General features: G+C 48.7%; 14 protein-coding genes and 1 rRNA gene. 8 read left to right on the plus strand and 7 right to left on the minus strand.

Annotation, left to right across the window (positions count from 1 at the left end):
• The first annotated feature begins 1 nt into the window (after position 1).
• Positions 2-113, plus strand: a 5S ribosomal RNA gene (gene rrf / locus VNQ80_RS03445).
• A gap of 211 nt (positions 114-324) precedes the next feature.
• On the opposite strand, the gene VNQ80_RS03450 is transcribed toward rrf, so the two are convergent.
• From VNQ80_RS03450 to VNQ80_RS03460, 3 genes are all read right to left on the minus strand, one after another.
• Positions 325-1,194, minus strand: a complete 870-nt coding sequence (locus VNQ80_RS03450; protein ID WP_325636054.1) for a hypothetical protein — start codon at positions 1,192-1,194, stop codon at positions 325-327.
• Complete coding sequence (locus VNQ80_RS03455; protein ID WP_325636055.1) at positions 1,194-1,919, minus strand: YebC/PmpR family DNA-binding transcriptional regulator; 726 nt, start codon at positions 1,917-1,919, stop codon at positions 1,194-1,196. Before VNQ80_RS03455 ends, VNQ80_RS03450 begins: the two co-directional genes overlap by 1 nt.
• Positions 1,920-2,035: 116 nt before the next feature.
• A complete protein-coding gene (locus VNQ80_RS03460; RefSeq protein ID WP_325636056.1) occupies positions 2,036-3,637 on the minus strand; it encodes a lamin tail domain-containing protein in 1,602 nt (533 codons plus the stop codon).
• Between the two features lie 148 nt (positions 3,638-3,785).
• Between VNQ80_RS03460 and VNQ80_RS03465 the strand changes: the two genes are divergently transcribed.
• From VNQ80_RS03465 to pncA, 3 genes are all read left to right on the plus strand, one after another.
• Positions 3,786-4,775: an aspartate-semialdehyde dehydrogenase gene (locus VNQ80_RS03465; protein WP_325636057.1), complete on the plus strand. Its 990-nt coding sequence runs from the start codon at positions 3,786-3,788 to the stop codon at positions 4,773-4,775.
• A gap of 127 nt (positions 4,776-4,902) precedes the next feature.
• Positions 4,903-5,910 (plus strand): hypothetical protein, encoded by a 1,008-nt coding sequence (locus VNQ80_RS03470; RefSeq protein WP_325636058.1) that lies wholly within the window; start codon positions 4,903-4,905, stop codon positions 5,908-5,910.
• Positions 5,911-5,953: 43 nt separating this feature from the next.
• Entirely contained in the window at positions 5,954-6,550 is a 597-nt protein-coding gene (gene pncA, locus VNQ80_RS03475) for a bifunctional nicotinamidase/pyrazinamidase (RefSeq protein ID WP_325636059.1), read from the plus strand.
• On the opposite strand, the gene VNQ80_RS03480 is transcribed toward pncA, so the two are convergent.
• On the minus strand, positions 6,547-9,366 hold the full coding sequence (locus VNQ80_RS03480) for an outer membrane beta-barrel protein (RefSeq protein ID WP_325636060.1): 2,820 nt from the start codon (positions 9,364-9,366) through the stop codon (positions 6,547-6,549). The two genes, pncA and VNQ80_RS03480, sit on opposite strands and share 4 nt — an antisense overlap.
• Before the next feature lie 190 nt (positions 9,367-9,556).
• Here VNQ80_RS03480 and VNQ80_RS03485 point away from each other — a divergent pair, with 190 nt between their 5' ends.
• Together VNQ80_RS03485 and VNQ80_RS03490 are read left to right on the plus strand one after the other, a co-directional pair.
• Entirely contained in the window at positions 9,557-10,111 is a 555-nt protein-coding gene (locus VNQ80_RS03485) for a TetR/AcrR family transcriptional regulator (RefSeq protein WP_325636061.1), read from the plus strand.
• 136 nt (positions 10,112-10,247) lie between these two features.
• Positions 10,248-11,930, plus strand: a complete 1,683-nt coding sequence (locus VNQ80_RS03490; protein ID WP_325636062.1) for a glycoside hydrolase family 3 protein — start codon at positions 10,248-10,250, stop codon at positions 11,928-11,930.
• A 4-nt stretch (positions 11,931-11,934) separates the two neighbouring features.
• Here the strand turns inward: VNQ80_RS03490 and VNQ80_RS03495 are convergent, their stop codons facing one another.
• The 3 genes from VNQ80_RS03495 to VNQ80_RS03505 are packed head-to-tail and all read right to left on the minus strand — an operon-like array spanning position 11,935 to position 14,392.
• Positions 11,935-13,494, minus strand: coding sequence for a glycoside hydrolase family 10 protein (locus VNQ80_RS03495; protein ID WP_325636063.1), 1,560 nt, complete (start codon positions 13,492-13,494; stop codon positions 11,935-11,937).
• Between the two features lie 54 nt (positions 13,495-13,548).
• Positions 13,549-13,932 carry a DUF2752 domain-containing protein gene (locus VNQ80_RS03500; protein WP_325636064.1) on the minus strand — a complete coding sequence of 128 codons (384 nt, stop codon included), beginning with the start codon at positions 13,930-13,932 and terminating at the stop codon, positions 13,549-13,551.
• On the minus strand, positions 13,895-14,392 hold the full coding sequence (locus VNQ80_RS03505; RefSeq protein ID WP_325636065.1) for a DUF5684 domain-containing protein: 498 nt from the start codon (positions 14,390-14,392) through the stop codon (positions 13,895-13,897). The genes VNQ80_RS03500 and VNQ80_RS03505 overlap by 38 nt, the downstream gene beginning before the upstream one ends.
• 190 nt (positions 14,393-14,582) lie before the next feature.
• Here VNQ80_RS03505 and VNQ80_RS03510 point away from each other — a divergent pair, with 190 nt between their 5' ends.
• Both VNQ80_RS03510 and VNQ80_RS03515 read left to right on the plus strand, forming a co-directional pair.
• Positions 14,583-16,010 carry an L-serine ammonia-lyase gene (locus VNQ80_RS03510; protein WP_325636102.1) on the plus strand — a complete coding sequence of 476 codons (1,428 nt, stop codon included), beginning with the start codon at positions 14,583-14,585 and terminating at the stop codon, positions 16,008-16,010.
• 67 nt (positions 16,011-16,077) lie between these two features.
• Positions 16,078-16,917, plus strand: a complete 840-nt coding sequence (locus tag VNQ80_RS03515; protein WP_325636066.1) for an MBL fold metallo-hydrolase — start codon at positions 16,078-16,080, stop codon at positions 16,915-16,917.
• Positions 16,918-16,998 lie beyond the last annotated feature (81 nt).

Consider the following 16,998-nt stretch of genomic DNA (forward strand, 5'->3'; position numbering starts at 1 on the left):
TCCTGGTGCCTATATCGGCGGTGATCACCTCTTCCCTTACCGAACAGAGCAGTTAAGCCCGCCAGAGCCGATGGTATTGCCGTAAAAGGCGTGAGAGTAGGTCGGCGCCAAAACCCTTCAAAAGCCCCCGGGACAACAGTCCACAGGGGCTTTTTTTTTGACCAATACCTAAACACCAATGGAAAGATAGAAGTCATTCGAAATCATATTAAATATACCCGATAGGTATTCACAGTCCCCCGTCAACGAACAATAACAACTTTAGGAAAAGCAATTTATTGGCTGCCGATAACTTATGCGAATTCAAACAGAAAGATTCCGTATTTAAGTATCATCATCCTTTTTGTTGGCCGTCTTTCCTGCCTTAAAACGGGGTTTGAAGCCTAGCGGCTCAGGTGTTGTTTCCTTAGGCGGTTCGGATTTTGGTTCGGATGTCTCCTGTTTAGGTTCTTCATCACCGTCCGATTGCTTTACCGGAGTTACGCCTGCCTTAAAGCGGGGTTTGAAACCTAATGGTTTCGCCTGTGCCACAGACTGGGCAGGCTGCTTATCACTATCATGGTCCGACTGCGGCAACTCAGAGGCTTTCTCTATCTTGGCACCAGTTAACCCCGGCTTAAATCGAGGCTTAAACCCCGGAGAGCTAGTGGAAGATAATCCAGCAGGCTTTTTATCGGTGGTGGGCGCATTACTTGGCGGTTCGGCCGGCTTAATATCTTGAGTGAGATTTTCCACCTTTTTTGAAGCAATAGCTGGGCTACTCGCCTTGAAGCGCGGCTTAAATCCCACCGGACGCGTACCATCCATCGCTGTCTTTTCCGGTTTTACGGCATCGTCCTGCAGGCCTTCCGGTGTGTCAGCAGTAGAAGACTTCACTACGTTGGATTTAAATCGGGGCTTAAACCCTGAAGGACTCGTCGAAGATAATCCAGCAGGCTTCGTTACCGTGTCAGGTATCGGGGTTCCCGTTACGTTAACCGTGTCTGTTTTTTCGGCAACGGTTTTTGGTGTTTCGGCAACCTCAAGCAAAAAATCTTTACGAAGTCGGTTAAACCAATATTTCTTCGTGTGATCAAAACTCTTTTCGCTCATTTGGGCGTAATGGTCACGAAACTCTTCAAAAAGATCCGGTTTGGCATGCCGCAACCGTGTCAAATCAATTCTCTTCTTCGTGAAAAATTCCTCAAACGTCATTAGCTCATGTTGTGGTACACCGCTTGAACATCATCGTCCTCCTCGATTTTGTCAACGAGTTTAAGCACTTCCGCGGCATCATCTTCAGAGACCTCCGTATGCGACAACGCAATTCTTTCGAGCTTAGCACTTTTCACTTCGATTCCGCTTTCTTCCAATAGCCGCTGCATGTTACCAAAATCCTCGAACGACGTCTGGGCTACAACCACATCGTTCCCTTCCTCGTCGGCTTCCACATAAAGTTCTTCCAGACCGCCGTCGATAAGCCTGAATTCCAGCTCCTCCAAATCTACGTCGTCTGCCACGGTAAACCTAAAAACCGACTTGCGCTGAAAAATAAAATCAAGCGAGCCTGTCTTACCCAGTGCCCCCCCCGCTTTACTGAAATAACTGCGGATATTGGCGACAGTTCGGTTGGTATTGTCCGTGGCTGTTTCGATGAGAATGGGCACTCCGTGCGGCCCATAACCTTCATACACGTGTTCTTCATACCCTTTAGCGTCCTTATCTGACGCTCTTTTGATAGCCGCTTCAATACGATCCTTCGGCATGTTTACAGCCTTTCCATTCTGGATAGCCGTGCGCAGGCGTGAATTGCTCTCGGGGTTTGGCCCGCCCTCCTTAACGGCCATAGCAATTTCTTTCCCCAAGCGGGTAAACTGAACAGCCATCTTGGCCCAGCGTTTAAATTTTCTTTCCTTCCTGAATTCAAAAGCTCTTCCCATCGTCTATTGATATCTATTTTTCTTTACGACCTGAATCATGATTCGGCCCGGCCATCCGCCCCGATAATAATTGTCCGCCCGTCTCGAATGCAAACTTAGCAAATTTTCAATCGCCATCACAGTCTACCCGCCAATACGAAGCCTTTACGGTATACTTTTCGTATGCCATCCGCGTTATAAATTTCTACTACGGCAATGTACATCCCAATGGGAAGCCGGGCGTTCGCATCGGATAAACCATCCCAAAAGACCGTTCCTTCGGTCGCCATACTCTGGTTGCGTACCAACCGTTTGACTAGCCGGCCTTGGTCCGTATAAATATCGACATTTGCCATAAACGCGCCTTCAGGCAAACGATAATTGATCGCCAACCTATCCTCAAAGCCATCGCTATCTGGCGAAAAGGTCTTAGACGTCAAAAAAACATAGTCTCTTGCCACCTCGCCGGCATAATGCGAATTCTGGTACCCTGGAGTAGCGCCACCCGTGATAACCGCTGCCGAATGAAAGTTGCCGGGAGCGTGGGTTGGTACCGCAAAATGCTGGCGTTCTAGTGAAACACCCTGATTGCTGACCATAAACGGTGACTGCATCGTAGGAACATAAAAGAGGCTGTCAATCATCCCTTGCTGACCGTAGATTACCACGCCTCCGGTCCCATTGTTGAAGTCTGGCAGGGATTCCATTTTGATGAATGTCGCTAAAACCGCACCCGGATAATGCTGCTGTACCACGTTCGGCCGACGTGTTAAAACTTTGTATTCATTTGGATAGATAAACAGTGGGTGATCGCTGATCACTTTCGGGCTTCCTACAGTGCCGTTGGTAGTGACGCGTGCTATGCTGATCCCCGAAAGGTCGATGGTCTTGGCCGAATAATTATAAATCTCTAAAAAGTCAACCCCTCCCGGCTTTGGGTTAGACAATACTTCATTGATTAAAACATCCCCGACACCCGGCGAGTTCGTGCCATCCGGACCTGCAGATGAATCCAATCTTCTGATAAGTAAATAATCGAGTTTGAAATCGCGCCACCTGGCTGGCGAAAAGCTGACAGCGTACCCACTGTAACCACCGAATTGATACGTTTTATCCTCGACGGATGTTTCATTTGATTTATTAGCGAGCACCTCAAAAGTACCGTTGCCATATTCATCCACTGCCACTTGCCAATATCCGTCGAGGGTATGGGTTACCCGAACACGTGCATGGAAGGTAGTTGCCGGACTGGACATGGGGCCACTCTCGAAAACAGCGGTACGCGTTACGCCGTTTTGCCGCCAAAGTCGGTACACATGATCCGCCTCGCTTCCATCAATTTGCAAATAGTATCCCCATTGGGGCTCTTGGAGCAAGGGTGTAGTCGCAGCAAGGTACAACCTGATGTAATTGGAAGGCGAAAAACCACCCGAAGCGGTGACTCCCATCTCCCATACCATATCTTGTAGCTGTGTGGATGGGATAGCGATGGATACCGGTGGCCGCGTGGATTCTACTAGGCCAAGCAACCCGTTTACCACCTCGAAAGAGGCGGTATCGCCAAGCCATTGCCTTGGATATCCCCTGCTGAAATCATCATAGAATATCGCTCCTATAGTGTCGTCCGGCACCACTGTCCGTTCCGGCAAAACTACGCCTTCAAGACGCCACGTATTACCATGAAGAAACAAAGGGAAGAGCGCCGCTACCACCCGTAAAAGGACTGAATTACTTCTCATCGGTTCCTAGACTGACAAACAGCCTTTTGGTCAACAGGTTTTTAATATTCGTTACACTCAAATTAAGCCAAATTTCGTATGTTTGGCTTCTTCAAGAAAATAAAGTTAAACAGTATAAATTAATTCACAAAATCAACAAGACAAAAAAATGAAAGTGGCAGTAGTCGGCGCAACTGGACTTGTGGGTTCGGAGATGTTAACGGTGTTAGCAGCGCGCAATTTTCCCGTAACAGAATTGATTCCCGTTGCTTCGGAACGTAGCAAGGGTAAGGAAATACAATTCAAGGGAAAACAGTATAAGGTGGTTACACCCGACGAAGCTATTGCCCTTAAACCTGATGTGGCACTTTTTTCGGCAGGGGGAGATACATCGTTGACCTATGCTCCGAAATTTGCAGAGGCCGGCATCACCGTTATTGACAATTCATCTGCATGGCGAATGGACCCAACAAAAAAACTGGTGGTGCCAGAAGTAAACGGCGAAGTATTAACTGCAGAAGACAAGATCATTGCCAACCCAAATTGCTCGACAATACAAATGGTGGTCGTGCTGAAACCATTGCATGAACAATACGTTATCAAAAGGGTGGTCGTCTCAACTTACCAATCCGTCACGGGAACCGGTGTAAAAGCGGTGCAGCAACTCAACGACGAACGTGCAGGCGTCGTCGGTGAGAAAGCATATCCTTACCAAATCGACCTGAATGTTATCCCACAGATCGATGTATTTCAAGATAACGGATACACCAAGGAAGAGATGAAAATGATCAAGGAGACCAACAAGATCATCGGTGATGACAGCATCCGGGTTACTGCAACAACCGTGCGTATTCCCGTTATGGGGGGACACTCGGAATCTGTGAATATCGAGTTCGCCAATGAATTCGACTTGGATGAAGTACGGGCATTATTAGCGAAGCAGCCCGGTGTTGTCGTGGTGGATAATCCTGCCAACCAAGAATATCCCATGCCTAAAGATGCCCACGGTAAAGACGAGGTATTTGTGGGGCGCATCCGCAGGGATGAAAGCCAGCCCAAAACCCTCAACCTGTGGGTAGTTGCCGATAACCTGCGTAAAGGTGCGGCAACGAATACTGTCCAGATTGCCGAAAAGTTGGTTGAAAAAGGACTATTGTAACCGCAATTCCCATCCACGTATGATACATAGAAGCACCCGTAAACAAGCGGGTGCTTTTTTCGTTTTAATGCGGCCGAAGAGTAGGGGTATCCGCCAGCGCCGTTGTCTTATGCTCAAAACATAGCTAATGGACAAAAAAACGACTACCAAAAAGATGTACCAGACAGCGGTCTGCATAGCGCTGATAATAGCCTGTGGCAATACCGCGACGGCCCAAGAAGGAAAAACCAACCAAGCACACGTGGGTCTCATTTATCCACTCAGCACCAACGGTAAAACCGCACCGGCAGACACGAACAACCTATCGCTGCATCTGATTTCAGGTATTTCACAACAAGAAAACAACTTTCTCCTAGCCGGCGTAGCGGGAGTGGTAAAAGGAACTGCCTATGGAACGATGATTTCTGGTGTATACAACCGTGTTGGTGGCAACTCGGCTGGTGTGCTGGCAGCTGGTGTGCTAAACCAGGTCAAACAGGATGCCCGTGGAATCCAGCTTGCCGGGTTAACTAACATCACGGCGCAATCCGCAGGGTTCCAGGCTGCGGGGCTAATCAACAAGTCGGGCGATGCACACACGCAGGTGGCCGGACTAATTAACATCGCCAAGCGCGTTAAAGGGGTTCAAGTGGCCGGCCTTATCAATATTGCCGAACAAAGTGATTATCCGATCGGATTGCTTAATATCATTCAAGACGGCGAGCTATCATTGGGTATTACGGTGGATGAGGCGGGAGGTTCCATCCTGGCATTTCGTAGCGGTGGGAATGTATTATACGGCATTATCGGCTTGGGCTACCAATTTAAGCACCATGAGGCCCGCTATCAGTTGGAGGGAGGTATAGGCGCACACCTCATCGCTACCAAGGCATTTCGTATGAGCACCGAGCTGGTTAGTGCTGCCATGACAAACTTTGAAGATGGCGTATACGGAAAACAAAGCCTCCGTGCACTCGGTGGCTGGCACATTACACCTTACGTCGAATTAATTGCCGGCCCCACGTTTAACCATCTCCTTTTCGACAACGACCAAATCGATATCCGAAATGGCCGGTACTTATGGCAATCGAACGGAGATGATTTATCCAACGGCTTTTATATCGGTGGAATCTTAGGTCTACAATTTTCACTTTAACACCTTATTAGGTAAGTTTGCTGCAAGGCAAACAATTATTATCATGCATGCACTGATTATTGTCGATATCCAATATGACTTCCTCCCCGGGGGTGCCTTAGCGGTAGCTGATGGCGATGCTGTTATCCCCGTTATCAACCATATTCAGGGAGATTATGAGCTAGTGGTGGCTACGCAGGACTGGCATCCGGCAGGCCACCATAGCTTTGCGTCCTCCCACCCGGACCATAAACCGTTTGCAACCATCGATCTAAATGGGTTGGACCAAGTGTTATGGCCTGACCATTGTATACGGGGTACCGAGGGAGCTAGGCTAAGCAATCAACTAGATACCAAACATATCGAGGCTGTATTCCGCAAGGGTACCAATCCCACCATCGATAGCTATAGTGGCTTCTTTGATAATGGAAAACGTAAACGAACAGGTTTAGCAGGGTATCTGCGAGACCGTGACGTTACCGCCGTATCGGTATGTGGCCTCGCTGCTGACTATTGTGTGTACTTCACGGCAATGGATGCACTGCAACTGGGTTTTGAAGCCTGCATTCTCGGAGATGCCGTGCGGCCGATTGATGCTTTAGCCTATGCTGAAAAGCAGGAAGCATTTATTAAACAAGGAGGCCAGATCGTTATCGGTTAATCACCGAAACGCCGGCCGCCACCTCTCATTCCTCCCCCGGCCCCACCCCCGCCAAAGTGGCGTAGGTTATAAGTAAAGCTCAACAAGAAATAACGTTGAAGTGCATTGTTTTGAGAATCTTGGATATACCGTTCGTTGATGCTCCGGTTTACATTCGTATTACGGTTGAGCAAATCGAAGGCAGAAAGGGTAATTTCAGCTTCCTGCCGTTGCATGAGCTTTTTCCCTAGTGATGCATTCCACAGAATAAATTGCTGATTATACCCGTCAGACAACCCTTGGTTATAATTGTAATACAGTGAAGACGCTATACGTATCCCCTTCCAAAAGGTATAGGCCACGTCATTGCGTATGATTTGATTATACGAGTTATAACTCAATTCGCTATTGGTGTTGTTACGTACCACGCTATAGTTGCCCGTGTAGCTCAATCCCACCACTAAGTGAGAACCGAAGCGACTGTTTATCCCTACCCGTTGGTTAACACCGTAAGAATTAGAATACGTTTCCGCTTCGTTTGTTAGGCCTATATCATGGTTATGGTAAACAGCACTGCGCAGATTGATATTGATTTTCCACGGCTTGATCGGTGTCCCATAAGTTGCATCGCCCCGAATGCTGTAGTAGCCGCTAACATTCTCCGGCCGGCTGAATTGTCCGCCCGCACCAAGCAACACGTCGGGCGCAATCAGGGTATCTGCAGTGGCAATAAACGTGGAGTTGACAATACGGTTGTTGGTAAAGTTGGCATTAACACTTGCGGAGAAATTACTACCGGTCTCACGCTCCACGCTGTTAAACCGCAAGCCTAAACTGTGGCCATATTCCTGTTTCAAATCCGCGTTGCCAGTACGTATATTTAGCGGATTCTGGTTGTTGATTACGTCCTGAAGTTGATTGATGGAGGGTGCATTTGTCGCCGCCCGATAGTTGATATCAATTTTTTTATCACGTGAAAAATTATAGGAAAGCTCGGCATTGGGCAAATAGCTAGCAAAATGGCTTCCTGTTTCGACCTTATCCGGAAATGTACGGTCGTTGCGGATACGGGCATCCTGGAAATCTATACCCACCGCGACGCGGAACGAATCACGCTTGGCTACTTGGACAGAAAGCCCGCCACTGTGGTAGGTATAGTCGTTTCTGAACTCGTTAGACAGCTGGCGATCGAGTTCCCCTAGCTGACCGGTTTCCGCCAAAAACTCAAACGTTTCTCTGTTGGAATAGCTTGCGGTGTTGCGTATGCTATAATTAGCCTGCACCCGGCTATGCTGTCCTAACGGCTCGGTATAAGCCAACCTACCCGTTATGCCATTCCCATACCCATCAGCGAAACTCCGGTTGCTTACTGTGTCTGTACGGTTTATTGTCTGCTCTTCAAAAAACTCATTGAGTGAATGGGTACGGGCCAACCCTTTATCACTGTTGGCCGATCCGTTGGCACTGAGCGAGACCGTTCTACCCGGTTTCCCCAATCGGAGACGATAGTCTAAACTTCCGCTGAAATTGAAGTTTGAATTTTCATTGTCGTTATTACGTACCGACGCATTCACCGGATTATTATTTGCTAAGGCGGTGTTGTTGTCCGAAAAGGTGTTTCGGTTGTGTTGCTGGAATGACAGATTGGGTCTAAAATCTATACGCTGGTTTGAATCAATGTCGAACCGTATACGCACGTTAGCCCGATGGCTGTAATTCACACTCCCGGATTCCTGGCGCTGGACATTAAACTGATTGGCATTTGCGCCGATGAGATATTCCCGATTGGTGAGGCTGCTGGTCTCGTTGTTTGTAGAACTATACGCATAGTTAGCATTCACGTCAAGCCGCTCATCCAACCACTCGTTGTTGAAATTGGTAGACACGCTGTGCGTATTGTTAAGGCCCCGTCCACCACCCGAATTGCTTCGACTCTGCCTTCCCCGATTATTGCGTCCACCTTCCTGTTCGCCACCTGCGATACCGGCCATGGAGAAATCCGATTGATTTACATTGTTGGACACCGCGAATACCGTAATCCTACGGTCTCCATCAAAGCTATTGATGTTTCCACCGGCATTATATCGTGCATTGGCCCCATAACCTGCCGCTGCTTTGCCGAAATAACCTTTACGGCGATCCGGGCGGGTAACGATATTAATTACCTTGCGACGCTGCCCATCATCAAACCCGCTGAACTGTGCTTGTTCACTCTGCTCGTCGATAATCTGTATTTTCGCGATGATATCGGCAGGAAGGGTTTTCAACGCGATACGCGGATCTGTACTAAAAAACTCTTTACCATCCACAATGATGCGCTGTACATCCTCTCCTTGTGCTTTCACCCGCCCTTCCTCATCGATCTCCACACCCGGAATTTGCATCACCAACGCATCAGCATCGGCATAAGGTTCCGTACTAAATGCCGTAGCATCAAACTCGGTAGTATCGCCTTTCAATACAGCCACGGGCGGTGCAGCAACGACGGCCACTTCTTCCAAAGTACGGTATTCTGGGAGTAACGGAATGGTGAGTTGCGGCGAATCGGATTTAGCCGGGACGTTGACTTGGAGGACGGTCGACCGATAACCAAGGTAATTGATCTGAAGTCGATATTGTCCAGCCGGCACCTGTTTCATCTGGAATTTCCCATCGGCGGAAGCACTGCGCTGGTCCACCAACGAATCTTTGGCTGTAAGCAGCCTTAGGTTTGCCCCTTGAAGCCCGGTGTTAGCCGCACTGTCTACCACCCTGCCACGAATGGGCTGCTGGGCCACCGCCGCGACGGCTAAGAAAACGCAAACAAATAATAGGAAGGTCTTATAAAGATCTTGCATGTGTTAGTAACTGTGTTAGTATCTTATTTGCTTAAGATAGAATAAAAGCCCGTTCGTTTAAATGTAAAGATAATATTACATCGGGATAGCACTCGAACAAGCCGTCGTCACGCTTTTATCAAAAAGCGTTCGTTGCTTACAATTATAAGGGAATTTATCTAAGTTTGCATTTCATTTTGTATGGACTACGATGAGACAGAAGGCAGAGAGCAGAAAGGAGAAGATAATGAGGGAGGCCCTATTGCTGTTTGCTGAAAAGGGCTATATCGATACATCGACTAAAATCATTGCTCAACAAGCAGGCGTATCCGAAGCACTTATTTTCAAGCATTTTGGAAACAAGGACAACTTGTTGTCGCATCTAATCAAGTCCGGATATAGACGAGTACTGCAACACCACCGGGGCATGATGACCTACCGGGATGCCAAGAGTTTCCTGCAGAACATGATCAACCTCCCAAAGGAACTGGTCAATGAGGATCCGATATTCTGGAAAATGCAGGAACGGTTGTCCCACCACGGGTTTTCAAAACAACAACATGAGCTGTTTATCAAGCCGGTTTATCCCGCCATCAAGCGTGCTTTTACTGAACTGGGGTACGAAAGCCCAGAACTGGAAACGCAACTACTTTTATTGATTATCGAAATATTGTGGAAGAAGGAAGCTAATGGTGAGCTCCGCGAATCGGCAGAACTAGCGAAAATACTAGAAGGCAAGTACGAAATCAAATCTAAAAACGCATAAAAACGCGTCGTTGGCCATCAACACGCATTAACATGCAAAAAAATATGCTTAATATTGGAGGTGATTCCGGTGGTGCATTATCGGTATTGTTATTGTATACTAAGCTATTATGCTAAAAAAAACTGTTTGCATATCCATGCTAGTTGCGTCTTTGTGTTGGGGTGCCGTTGCGCAGCAGCGGGAGCCTTTCATTCCCTTCATCAATAGCGAACACGCGTGGGTCGACTCTATTTTTCGAACGCTAAGCGCCCGGGATAAAGTGGCTCAGCTTTTCATGGTACGCGCCCACAGCAATTTGGGACAACGGTATATCGACTCGGTGGCCGGCGTTGTACAACGGGAGCAACTCGGTGGCATCGTTCTTTTCCAAGGTGGTCCTGTCCGCCATGCCCAAGTAATCAACCGTTACCAGCAACTTTCAAAAATACCCCTGCTCGTGGCATTCGATGGTGAATGGGGGCTCGGCATGCGGTTAGCTGATTCAACCATCTCATTCCCCTATCAGATGGCACTGGGCGCAGTGCAAAACGAGGCGTTAATCTATCAGATGGGCCGCGAAATTGCCCGGGATTTCAGGCGTCTCGGGATGAATGTAAATTTTGCACCGGTTGTTGATATCAACAACAATCCCCGCAATCCGGTCATTAATTTCCGATCGTTTGGCGAAAATAAGTATAACGTAACGAGTAAGGGACTGGCGTACATGCGGGGCATGATGGATGGAGGGATCGTGACATCGCTGAAGCATTTTCCCGGGCACGGTGACACCGACGTTGACTCTCATTATGACCTGCCGCAACTTAACTTCACAGCAGGCCACCTTGATTCACTGGAAATGTACCCGTTCCGTGAATTGATCCAAGCGGGGGCCTCCGGCGTCATGGTAGCACACATGAATATCCCCAGCCTTGACAACACCCCAAACTTGCCCTCCTCGCTGTCCAAACGCATTATTACCGACATTCTTAAGAACAGGTTTGGGTTCAAAGGGCTTACCTTTACGGATGCTATGGACATGAAAGGCGTTGTGAAACACTTTCCAAATGGGGAAGCCGACGTACGGGCCATCATTGCTGGCAACGACCTGCTCGAACTCTCGCAGAATAGCGCGCGCGCCATAGATATGGTACTAAAGGCCGTCAAGCAGGGGCGAATAGCACAACAGGATATCGACTCCCGTGTGAAGAAGATATTGGCAACGAAATATTGGCTCGGTTTAGCTAACATCCAGCCCGTAGCGTTCACCAATCTATACCATGAAATAAACCGTTCACAAACCGAGGCACTTAACCAGCGGTTAGCGGATGCATCTGTTACTTTACTCCAAGGCGACAGCCTAATCCGATCGATTAACTATAACCGGCGCACGGCAATTATCAGTGTAGGATTATCTGAACTGTCAGAGTTCCAGCGTATGTTGGAATGGCGTTTTGACAACCACATGCATTATGTATTGTCTGCAAATGCTACCGCTGATGATGTCGCTGCTGTAGCAACTGAACTGCGGCGGTACAGCCAGGTCATCGTAGCCCTTCATGACAACCGCCCCCGCCCCCGGAGTACCTACAATTACAACAGCACAGTTCGGCTTTTCATAAACGAATTAGCCCACCAGAATGCGGTCTTTTGCGTCTTTGCCAATCCCTATGGTCTTGCAGGACTTCCCGGTATCGAGCAGGCAAAGTCTATTCTCGTTTGTTATCAAAATGACGACATTATGCAACGTGCAGCAGCAAAGGTTATCCTAAAAAGGCTCACCCCCACTGGGCGGCTTCCTATCACCGTCAACGCATTTTTCCGGTATGGCGACGGCAATTAGTGTATTACTCGATGTATAATTCCCGTGTATTAGAGGGCTGGCTCTCATTTTTCAAGCGGTCTATGGTAGTGACCACATAACGGTAGTGCCCGTTTTTTCGGGTCATGTTATCGGTATATTGGGTCTGTGTACGATCGTAGGTAATATGTAGGATATTTTGTGGATTTTCCACATCCAGCGGCTCGCCCTCATTAAAGCGATACACCACATAGCCATAGGGTTCCTCACCATCGGCCGCCGGTGCACCCTGCTGCCACTGCAAAATAACTGAAGTTCCATTCTCAGCCACCTGTGCCAATAAGCCAAAAGGCGGCTGAGGCGCTATACTATCTAGCCAAGGCATTGTAGGCGGAAGCGATTTATAACGATATAGGTTATATTGTAGCGAGTCGCGAAGGCCTACAACATTATTAGTAATGTGCTTGGCACTGTAATAAATACTCCCTTGAGCCCCAGCTTGCCGCCGGGCGTAACGCACCTGATTCGGGATTTGGCTACGATCGCGCCAGCCCGCACCGTTCTCGTTAGCCCGGTAGGCAGCATGACCTATATAGAAATGACGCCCATGCGTACGCTTGCTCCACCAGTCGGCCAGCACCTCATAAGGTGCAGCCGTATGGCCAAAAGGAAAATAAATCTGTGGATTAATATAATCAACCCAGCCTTCTTCCAGCCACTTCAACGCATCTGCATAAAGCTGGCGGTACCCGCTGAGGCCAGATGATGCAGAACCATCCGGGTGGTCCTTCTTATTGTCCCAAATGCCGAACGGGCTTATGCCAAATTTGATGTATTTTTTTTCGCGATGTATGCTCTCCGCAACCATTTGGATGAGCAAGTTAACGTTATTCCTACGCCAGTCGGCGATATTGTTATATCCATTTGGATATTTCCTGAACGTCTCCGTATCGGGGATGGGCCTACCACTAACCGGATACGGATAGAAGTAATCATCAAAATGGACACCGTCGATGTCATAGTTCCGCACCACATCGGTAACAATGCCGACGATGTATTGCCTTACTTCGGGAATGCCGGGGTTGAAGAGTTTCTTTCCGCCATATACAAAAAACCAATCCGGTTTGAGCCGCGTAATATGGTCACTCGTAGTATTCTCGGCTACCAAGTCAAACGTGGCCCGATAAGGGTTAATCCAAGCGTGCAATTCCATACCGCGTTTATGGGCCTCCTCGATGGCAAATTCCAGCGGATCGTAAAACGGTGTGGGCGCCAGCCCCGGTTTACCGGTTAGGAAACGGCTCCACGGTTCGCTGCTTTTGGCGAAAAATGCATCTGCTGCAGGTCTTATTTGCAAGAGAATAGCATTGATACCGGCACGTTGATGGTTATCTAGGTGCCGTATAAGTTCTTCTTTCTGCGCGGCTGTGCTCAAGTTGCTTGCTGATGGCCAGTCGATATTGACCACCGTGGCAATCCAGGCACCTCTAAACTCCCGTTTGGGAAGCTCATGGCCAAGAGCAGTCGGACCGCAATACCCTGCGGAACCAATAAGTAGTAAGAAAAAACCAGTAATACAACCGAACCACACGCGGGTATAACTCATCTCAATGTCATTGTCCGCGGTAAAGATAAAAATAAAATGTTTCAGAAGGGCCAGCTACGGGTGAGAGCCATTCCACAACTTCATAACGTATACGCCAAGCACAAACCACCCGCACGCTACGGCAAGCACTTTCATCAGGATATCCCGCCGATCAAAACGGAATGCGTTTTTCAACAATACATACAGCAGAAGCACGAGCAGCGGCACGGTGGGCGGGTAGTACTGGTAGCTTTCGTACCAATGGCCTTGTAATAGCGCCAATAATGAGCGTTGAAAACCACAACCTGGGCAATCGATGCCCGTCACAACCTTAATCGGGCAGGGTAATAGCCAGTTCTGCACGGAGGAAACACCTTCCAGACTGCACACTGCCAATAGCCACCCGCTGGCATTGTTCAAACTATACAGGGGGATTCTGCGGGTTGTTTTTGTCGTCAATCGAATCTTTAAAGTTGTCCAGGTCCCGCTTCAGATTACTGAAAGAGTCTCCGCCCATAGCTTCGGCGGCCGTTGGGCCGATATACTTATCGCTGCCAAAGCCGATAACGGGGATGGTAACAAAACCGAAGAATAAAGTCAAGATGGTCCAAAGTGGCACCTCTTTACCGAAGCTTTTCATCAGCAAATTCATTAGCCATATACTGAACACGATATTGACACAAGGCACCAACGCGGCAACAATACCCCACCAAATGGGTTTCCCCACAATTTCGGCAATAATAATCATGTTGTAAATGGGGATAATAGCTGCCCAACCCGGTTTACCGGCTTTCTCGAAGATTTTCCACAAACCCGCGATATACAAAACAATAATCGCTAAGTAGAAGATCACAGTTCCAACCCCCATACCCGCGAGCAAGCCACCACCAACGGCATCATAATTTCCGTAATTGTCCATGGTTTTTAAAATTTGAAGTTATCAGTGAAACAGTTATTCAATTGGTATTTGTCTGTATTTCAATCAAAGATAAAGGTTATTTTTAAAAATGCAACACGCTTGTGACAGGAAGTTGTCACTATCCATACCCATACTGCCAAAGCCCAAATAAAGCGGTATCTTTGTAACCGCGTCTTTAATCCAAATTATGATAATCAAGGAGCAGATTTCGGTTTTCGATATGTTTAAGATTGGCATTGGCCCCTCGAGCTCGCATACCCTCGGCCCCTGGCGTGCCGCACAACGTTTTATGCAACGCCTCGCCGCCGATGACTTGATCGAAAAGACCGGAGCTATCAAGGTTTTACTCTATGGCTCACTAGCCAAGACCGGTATTGGTCACGGCACAGATGTGGCGGTATTGCTGGGGCTGAGCGGTGCCGACCCGGTCACCATCGCGGTTGATGAAGTGCCAAAAAAGGTTGCCCAGATTAAACAACAACAACGCCTGCTATTGGGTGGTACGCACCCAATCCCCTTCCGTTATACGGACGACTTGCTGTTTCTTTATAGTGAAAGCCTCCCCTTCCATCCCAACGCGGTCACGTTCCAGGCGCTCCTCAACGACGGAACGGCAGTGAGCGAAACCTACTATTCCATCGGGGGCGGTTTTGTAGTACAAGAGGGCGATGATGGTGGAGCACGAGAGCAACTGGATCTTGCTTTCCCCGTACAAACGGCAAACGACCTGTTGGTATGGTGCATGAATACCGGATTAAAGGTTTCCGAACTGGTACTGGAAAACGAACAGGCTTGGCGCACGGAAGAGGAGACGACCATCGGCATCCGCCAACTATTCACCACAATACGCGATTGCATCTACCGCGGGTGCCATACCACCGGCATGCTGCCCGGCGGGTTGCAGGTGGACCGGAGGGCATACAAACTCAACAAGAAACTGATCGCGGGGCGCGCCTATACCGACTACCACAGTTGGGTAGCAGCCATCCGAGCTGGTGGCGATCATTTTCAATACACACTAGATTGGGTGAGCTGTTGGGCTTTAGCTGTCAACGAAGAAAACGCTTCATTCGGCCGTGTGGTCACGGCACCGACCAACGGCGCTGCAGGGGTCATACCCGCAGTACTGCAATACTACATTGTGTTCCATGATGGTTTGCATGAAGACAAGATTATCCGGTTTATCGCTACATCTTCCGAAATTGGCAGCATTTTCAAGAAAGGCGCTACAATATCAGCCGCTATGGGCGGTTGCCAGGCAGAAATCGGGGTTTCCTCAGCCATGGCTGCCGGTGCCCTTACCGAAAGCCTAGGTGGGTCACAGCGGCAGGTGCTGATGGCTGCCGAAATAGCCATGGAACATCACCTCGGCCTCACGTGCGACCCCATAGGCGGTTTGGTCCAAGTACCTTGCATTGAGCGCAACACCATGGGAGCCATTAAGGCCATTACCGCAGCGCAGCTCGCACTGCAATCCAACCCCGATAAAGCTAAGGTAAGCCTCGATGCCGTGGTAAAAACCATGTGGGAGACTGCCAAGGACATGAATGTCAAATACAAAGAGACGGCAGATGGGGGGTTGGCGGTCAACATTCCGCTCAGCTTGCCGGAGTGCTGAACGTAATATCAACGCAGCAGCACATTTTTTTTTTGCACTTCCTTCTTTTTTAACCGTACTTTGTACCATGCCGCTTTTCATCAGTTCAATCGCATCAGGCAGCAATGGCAATTGTTATTACGTAGGCAATGGCCACGAGGCTGTGCTGGTAGATGCTGGCATATCCTGCCGCCAAATCGAGAAGCGCATGGCGAAGCAGGGATTATCCATGCAAAACGTTAAGGCTATCTTCGTCTCGCATGAGCATTCGGACCACGTGAAAGGGCTCAGCGTACTGGCCAACAAGTATCAGCTACCTGTTTTTCTCACTAACGGCACGCGGCGGGGCTGTAAGCTGGCTATACCCGACCGATTATTGCATCCCCTTTGCGATTTACAGCAAGTTTCGATAGGTGGCTTAGCGGTTACCTCGTTCCGCAAATATCATGATGCGGCGGACCCGCACAGTTTTCTTATCGAGGGCGATGGCCATGCCGTCGGTGTCTTTACTGACATCGGCCGGGTCTGCGGCCAGGTAATCAATTTCTTTAGCCGGTGCGATGCGGTTTTTCTAGAAACTAATTACGACGCGGATATGCTGATGCAGGGGCGTTATCCTATTTTTCTCAAAAACCGTATCCGCGGCGGCTACGGGCACCTGTCTAATGCTGAGGCGCTGGAACTATTCATCATGCACCGGGCACCAAAGCTTAGCCACCTGTTCCTTTCGCATCTATCCCGTGACAACAACGATCCCGACTTGGCATACCAACTGTTTCACCAACATCGCGGCAATACCGAAATCGTGATTGCCAGCCGCTATTCAGAAACGGGGGTGTATGAGATTGGCAGCAAGTCGTCACGTATTGTGGAAGAAAGCCGTATTGAGTTTGAAATCACCCAAAGCTACCAATACATTTCAGGATAACCCAAAAAACAAAATTGGTAATCCCGCTGTTTTTTGAGATTTTTAACTATGTTTGATTGACTTTACTTCAATCGTATGCAC

The organism is Parapedobacter sp. (assembly GCF_035556095.1).
In the GTDB taxonomy this organism is placed as follows: Bacteria; Bacteroidota; Bacteroidia; order Sphingobacteriales; family Sphingobacteriaceae; genus Parapedobacter.

Bases quoted from the DNA above. Each gene is read 5' to 3' on its own strand.
- VNQ80_RS03490 (WP_325636062.1), top strand. From the start codon at position 10,248: ATGCTAGTTGCGTCTTTGTGTTGGGGTGCCGTTGCGCAGCAGCGGGAG.
- VNQ80_RS03455 (WP_325636055.1), bottom strand. From the start codon at position 1,919: ATGGGAAGAGCTTTTGAATTCAGGAAGGAAAGAAAATTTAAACGCTGG.
- VNQ80_RS03465 (WP_325636057.1), top strand. From the start codon at position 3,786: ATGAAAGTGGCAGTAGTCGGCGCAACTGGACTTGTGGGTTCGGAGATG.
- VNQ80_RS03495 (WP_325636063.1), bottom strand. From the start codon at position 13,494: ATGAGTTATACCCGCGTGTGGTTCGGTTGTATTACTGGTTTTTTCTTA.
- VNQ80_RS03460 (WP_325636056.1), bottom strand. From the start codon at position 3,637: ATGAGAAGTAATTCAGTCCTTTTACGGGTGGTAGCGGCGCTCTTCCCT.
- pncA (WP_325636059.1), top strand. From the start codon at position 5,954: ATGCATGCACTGATTATTGTCGATATCCAATATGACTTCCTCCCCGGG.
- VNQ80_RS03450 (WP_325636054.1), bottom strand. From the start codon at position 1,194: ATGACGTTTGAGGAATTTTTCACGAAGAAGAGAATTGATTTGACACGG.
- VNQ80_RS03480 (WP_325636060.1), bottom strand. From the start codon at position 9,366: ATGCAAGATCTTTATAAGACCTTCCTATTATTTGTTTGCGTTTTCTTA.
- VNQ80_RS03505 (WP_325636065.1), bottom strand. From the start codon at position 14,392: ATGGACAATTACGGAAATTATGATGCCGTTGGTGGTGGCTTGCTCGCG.
- VNQ80_RS03470 (WP_325636058.1), top strand. From the start codon at position 4,903: ATGGACAAAAAAACGACTACCAAAAAGATGTACCAGACAGCGGTCTGC.
- VNQ80_RS03515 (WP_325636066.1), top strand. From the start codon at position 16,078: ATGCCGCTTTTCATCAGTTCAATCGCATCAGGCAGCAATGGCAATTGT.
- VNQ80_RS03485 (WP_325636061.1), top strand. From the start codon at position 9,557: ATGAGACAGAAGGCAGAGAGCAGAAAGGAGAAGATAATGAGGGAGGCC.